The organism is Protofrankia coriariae (genome assembly GCF_001017755.1).
Classification (GTDB): domain Bacteria; phylum Actinomycetota; class Actinomycetes; order Frankiales; family Frankiaceae; genus Protofrankia; species Protofrankia coriariae.
Genome location: NZ_JWIO01000049.1, coordinates 2,595 through 7,659 on the forward strand (window position 1 = coordinate 2,595; position 5,065 = coordinate 7,659).

Annotated in this window: 5 protein-coding genes and 1 tRNA gene; 1 reads left to right on the top strand and 5 read right to left on the bottom strand. The window is 69.2% G+C overall.

Annotated elements, in window-relative coordinates; all coding sequences use genetic code 11:
- Positions 1–720 (top strand): tyrosine-type recombinase/integrase (locus FrCorBMG51_RS21135; RefSeq protein WP_200902538.1); only part of this gene is annotated, 720 nt, incomplete at its 5' end.
- 31 nt (positions 721–751) lie between these two features.
- Here the strand turns inward: FrCorBMG51_RS21135 and FrCorBMG51_RS21140 are convergent.
- The 5 genes from FrCorBMG51_RS21140 to FrCorBMG51_RS31960 all read right to left on the bottom strand — a co-directional run.
- Positions 752–825 (bottom strand) — tRNA-Ala (locus FrCorBMG51_RS21140).
- Positions 826–840: 15 nt separating this feature from the next.
- Positions 841–1,116, bottom strand: a complete 276-nt coding sequence (locus FrCorBMG51_RS31955; RefSeq protein WP_052914909.1) for a hypothetical protein — start codon at positions 1,114–1,116, stop codon at positions 841–843.
- A gap of 1,010 nt (positions 1,117–2,126) precedes the next feature.
- Positions 2,127–2,690 carry a hypothetical protein gene (locus FrCorBMG51_RS21150; RefSeq protein WP_047224768.1) on the bottom strand — a complete coding sequence of 188 codons (564 nt, stop codon included), beginning with the start codon at positions 2,688–2,690 and terminating at the stop codon, positions 2,127–2,129.
- A gap of 217 nt (positions 2,691–2,907) precedes the next feature.
- Entirely contained in the window at positions 2,908–3,360 is a 453-nt protein-coding gene (locus tag FrCorBMG51_RS21155) for a hypothetical protein (protein ID WP_047224769.1), read from the bottom strand.
- A gap of 1,532 nt (positions 3,361–4,892) precedes the next feature.
- A partial coding sequence (locus FrCorBMG51_RS31960; protein ID WP_047224790.1) for a GNAT family N-acetyltransferase occupies positions 4,893–5,065 on the bottom strand: 173 nt, incomplete at its 5' end.

A 5,065-nucleotide genomic window follows, 5' to 3' on the forward strand; every position in this document is an offset into this window, starting at 1 on the left:
CGCCGGCCGCCGACGGTGTGGACACCGGAACAGCTCCGGGCGTTCGTCGAGCACACCCGCGGGGATCGGTTGTTCGCGCTGTACCTGCTGCTGGTGACGACCGGGATGCGTCGCGGTGAGGCGGTCGGGCTGCGTCGGCAGGACGTCGACGTGGCGGCCGGCACGGTGGTCCCGGCCATCCCGCGCGTTGTCGTCGACGGCCTGGCCGCGGAGTCGGAGACGAAGACCGAGTCGGGGCAGCGTCCACGAACGCTGGACCGGACGACCCTCGCCGCGCTGCGTGTCCACATCCGCCGGTGGGAGCAGGAACGCGAGCTCACCGGGCACACCAACGACCTGCTGTTCTGCTGGCCGGACGGGGCGCACATCCACCCGGACTCGGTGACCGACTGGTTCCAAGGCCATGCCCGCGCGGCCGGTCTGCCGGTGATCCGCCTGCACGACGTCCGACACAGCTACGCCACGGCCGCGCTGAAGTCCGGCGTCCATCCGAAGATCGTGTCGGAGCGGCTCGGGCATGCCGACGTGGCGTTCACGCTGCGGGCATACAGCCACGTGATCCCCGGGATGGACGCGGCGGCGGCCGGCGCCGTGGCCGGGCTCATCCTCGGCACGACCGACGTGGAGCAGGACGAAGACACGACAGAAAGCCATGATCAGGAAGGCGATGTGCACCCGGATGTGCACCCGGAGGGCCCATCGCCCCTGACCGACGACTAACACCGGAGCAAAAAGCCCTGGTGGGACGGGGTGGAGGTGAGGGGACTCGAACCCCTGGCCTCCTCCGTGCGAGGGAGGCGCTCTACCAGGCTGAGCTACACCCCCTGGAGTTCTTGCAGCTTACAGCAGACCGGACGGATGTGGTGGACGGCCCCCGCTGAGCAGTTCCTGCCCCGCCGCGGCCGGTGTCGGGGATGCCTCACCCTTCCGCGCCCTGGGTACCAGCGGGGCCAGGGTAGGGCCGGCGGCCGGGTCCGCCTCGCACATCAGCCGGGCGAAGAACGTTGCCGCGGCAGCGGGCCGCAGGAGTCCTGCCTCGTGGCCGCGCCAGCCGTATTCTCGGTCGCCGTCGAGGACAACCCGGAAATCCGGTGCGTCCTCGCGGTCGAACACCATGCGGACGCTGTCGGGAATATGACTGTTGCCCGCCGGACCACCGGTATGTGTACCATTATCCGTGTTCGGAAGAGGGGGAGCCGAATGTCCGAAGGGCCAGCGCCCGGATGAGGGGCCGTCCAGCGGGTAGTTTACCCAGAGCGACAAGCCTTCTTCTGGGACCCACCGTGGATCCCAGAACGGCAGTTGCCACATCGCGCGGCCGGGGCGGAACAACAACAGTTCCACCCGCACTCCACGGCACCGTAGATGGAACCCGACCCCGTCCGGACGCAGTCCGCGTAGTTCCACCGGTACGGCGCAGCTACGAGGGCACAGCCGGAACCCGGCGGCCCGCAGGCTCGAGGTCCACTCCTCGAACGTCGGCTCCCGGGGGCCGGGGTCGCCCGGCGTCGTCCTGTACCGCTGACCGCGGTGGCCATTACTCACTGTGACGCCCCTTTGCGCTCACGTTGGTGATGACAGGCGGCGGAACAAGTAACGGAGAGACGTCCGTACTGCCGACAGGCCCGGCTTTCAGCAACCGCGTCGTATGCTGAAGCACATTGGGCAAGGACAGCCACAGCAATCGGATCGGGCAATTGCGACCGGCACGAACAGGATTTCCCGAAACGAACTGGACTTCTCCGACTAATGGACCCTCGCGTGCATGACCGGTGACGCAAAGGCGGTCATGGACGTCAGGAGAAGAAAGCGGACGTCAGCGCACGCGAGGGCGCGGACAACAGCATCCCGCGTTCGTGCACGTGGCAGCCCCGGCAGGCAGCTCGGGAAGCTGTGGCGCGCACATGGTCACGGAGCCATTATGCACAGCGCACCCCGACACGAGTCCATATGATCTAGGTCAGTTCGATCGCGGTTGACAACGCTCCATCGACCTACCGGGCCGCCGGCCGCGTGGCCGCCGGGGCCCGCGGCCTGCGGGTACGAGCCCGGCCGCGGGCGGCCTTACCCCCGGACGCAGGCCGGCCCGCCGCACAGGTCGTGGCACAGACCCCGGTAGGGGGCCTTCAGCCAAGGGTCGGCACCTCTACGACCCGCAGACCCGCGTGCCTGGCCTTGTCGACGAGGTCGTCGGTCACCGACGCCCGATGTGAGACGACCGGGCGCAGCACCAGTGCGACGATCTCCTCGTCAGCGGTCTGCCGCAACCGCGCCGCGCGCTCAAGCAGGCGTGTGTTCGTCCGGTGGTAGACGCCGGCGTCCCTGATCTCGTCGAGAATCTCCAGCTCGTCCGGTTTCAGCGAGCTGATCAGCTGGTCGTATCGGAGACACCACTGCGGTCCCCTGTCCTCGACCGACGTCTGCTTGAACGTGGGCACGTCGAAGGGCAGCACCACGCGTACGGGGAGCCCTTTCGAGCGCGCGGCCGCCAGCACCACCAGGTCGGCTCCGGACGCCGCCGCGCCGACCAGCAGCCGTGGACGCAGTGCGCCAAGCGCGTCAGCGGTCCGACGTTCGACGTCGGGAACGTCACGCTCACGAAACCGCGGCGGGTTGGTGGCACGGCTGTCGATCTGCACACCGCCGAAGACAACGATCATCGACGACCTGCCACGGTCCCGATCGGTCATGACTCTTCCATCTGCTCACCGGCTGCCCACTGCTCACCGGATACCCGCTGCTCACCGGATACCCGCTGCTCACCGGATACCCGGCACGAGGGTGTCCGGTGCTTGAGGGTATCCGCCGATCGCGCAACCATCAGTGGCCGCACCCTCACGGCCGTCTCAACGGCTACCCGGACAGCGGGGCCGCAGCGTTCGTGGGGATGCCGCGGTAGCCAGCCGGTCAGCTTCCGACCGCGTGCCTGCGCAACAGTTCGTCGGCCTCGCCCGGATCGTCGCTGCCCGACGCGGGCTGCTGCGAGCCGGGTACCGATGTCGCTGTCGGGCCAGCGGTCAGCCCGCCATGTGTCCCCGGTGGGTTGACCTGCACCCGGCCCGGCCTGGAGGTGTTCGGACGGCCAGCTGTCCGGGCAGCCGGCCGGGCAGCGCCCGCCGACCCGGGCGTCTGCCCGGGGTCCTGGGCGCCATCCGCCTCAGCGGCATCCGCGGAGCCGTCGGCATCGGCGTTCCCGGCGGCCTCCGCGGCGAACTCGACGTCGTCGGGGCCGGCGTGTGCGTACTCCGGATCGCTGGCGGCGTCAGCTGCGGCGACTTGCGCGGTGGCCGTCCGGCGCCGGGCGGGATCGTCCGCAGCCTGGCCGTGGGCCGTGCCACCAGCGGCCGGACCGTCGATCACGGACCTGTCGACAGTGAACCTGTCAACAGCCGTGCCGTCGATGACGGTGCCCTCAAGGACCTGTCCTCGTGGGAAGCCACCGGCCGCCATGGTCCGGGCGGCGGCAGCGGCGACCCGCGAAAGATCCACCGTCTGTGCGTTCGCCACCGCAAGATCGTCTTCGGAGACGCCGCGGCCGGCGGGCGCGCCATGGGGACCCGCGGCCGGGTCGGACAGCCGGAACGGTTCGCTATCAGACGCCCAGGGCCCGGCTGCGCTACCGCCCGCGTCACCACCAAGGCCGGTGCCAGCGGCACCCGGGCCGGGCATCCGGTAGCCGTACCGGACGGCGCGCTCGGCGGCGATGCGNCGCGCTCGGCGGCGATCCGCCGGTCCAGCGCGAAGCGGGAGGCGCGCAGCCGCCGCTCGGCCTGGGCCGTCCTGCGCAGGTGCGCGACATAGCCGACAACAGCCGCGTCCGCCAGGATCTGGATGGCGATCCACACGCCGCCCAGCAGCCCGGCGAGCAACGCGGTCACCGGAATCACGGCCAGCAGGACGAACAGCCGCCGCCTGCGCAGCCGAATCAGAGCCCGCCGGTCGGTGTTCGTGCCAGCGGCGGCATGCGGACGGGTCGGGGAAGCGGGCGGACGTGCCACGGGAACACCACGCCACTGCCCGCCGGGGCTCCCACCAGGCCCGTGCGTGACCCGCACCGATGTGGGGGGCCGCGCCGACGTGAGGGGTCGAGCCGACGTGGGGGGCCGAGCCTGCTCGGCCATCCGAATCGGCTCACCGTCGTCCGGATCATCGTCACCCGGACCAGAAGAAGCAGCCGGCCGCATCGCGAACTCCCTGTCCAGCCGCGACGCCCCTCGGCGTGACAGGACGCGCATCGCCGTAGTGAAACGTTCCGCCGATCGCTGTTCCAGCGTGCTGTCATGATGCCTCACCCACATCGGGATAAGCACGAAACCCCAGACCGCGACGATCGCGAGCCAGATCAGCGCGCTCATGACCGCGTGTCCGGAAGACGGCATCGGACCGCGAACCACGAAGCGTCCGTACGAGCCTCAGGCGGCGCGGACTGCCGTACAGGCGAGTTGACCATGGACGGTGGCCTTCCTGCCGACTCGGATATCGAAGATGACGTTGGCGGACCCGGACCCCGCATGTCGACCGCGCCGAAAACGAGGGGCTCCGGCGGCCCGATCATGGGCGTTCGCGCCGGGGAGGATAGGGACGCCCGGCGGCGCGACGCCTCTATCCTCAGGCGCTTCGAGGAACGCTAGTGAGCGAATACCGTCCGGTCACCGACCCGAAGAGCGCGTGTCGCGGCATCGCAGCCCACATCACGTTCACGCTTAGTAACTGAATTGAGGTCGAGAAAAGCCAACCGGGCCGACCAACATCACGAAACGGCGACTCACGCAGCACAAAAGGATCTTAACGGACAGACAAACCACGACAACCATCCCTACGTGTGGCCGACGTCACATCTGAAAGTAGATGTTTGACTACTCTCAGTTAATGTCGGGTAGGCGCTGTTGATCTCAGCTATCTGGCGTGCGGACGCTGTGCCAGCGGTTCAGCAGCCCTTCCGGAGCGTCCTCCATGGTGATGGCGTAGCTGATGTGGTCCCGGTAAGCCCCGCCGATCGCCAGATAGCGCCGGTGGAACCCCTCCTCGCGGAACCCGAGCTTTTCCACCACCCGCCGGCTCGCGG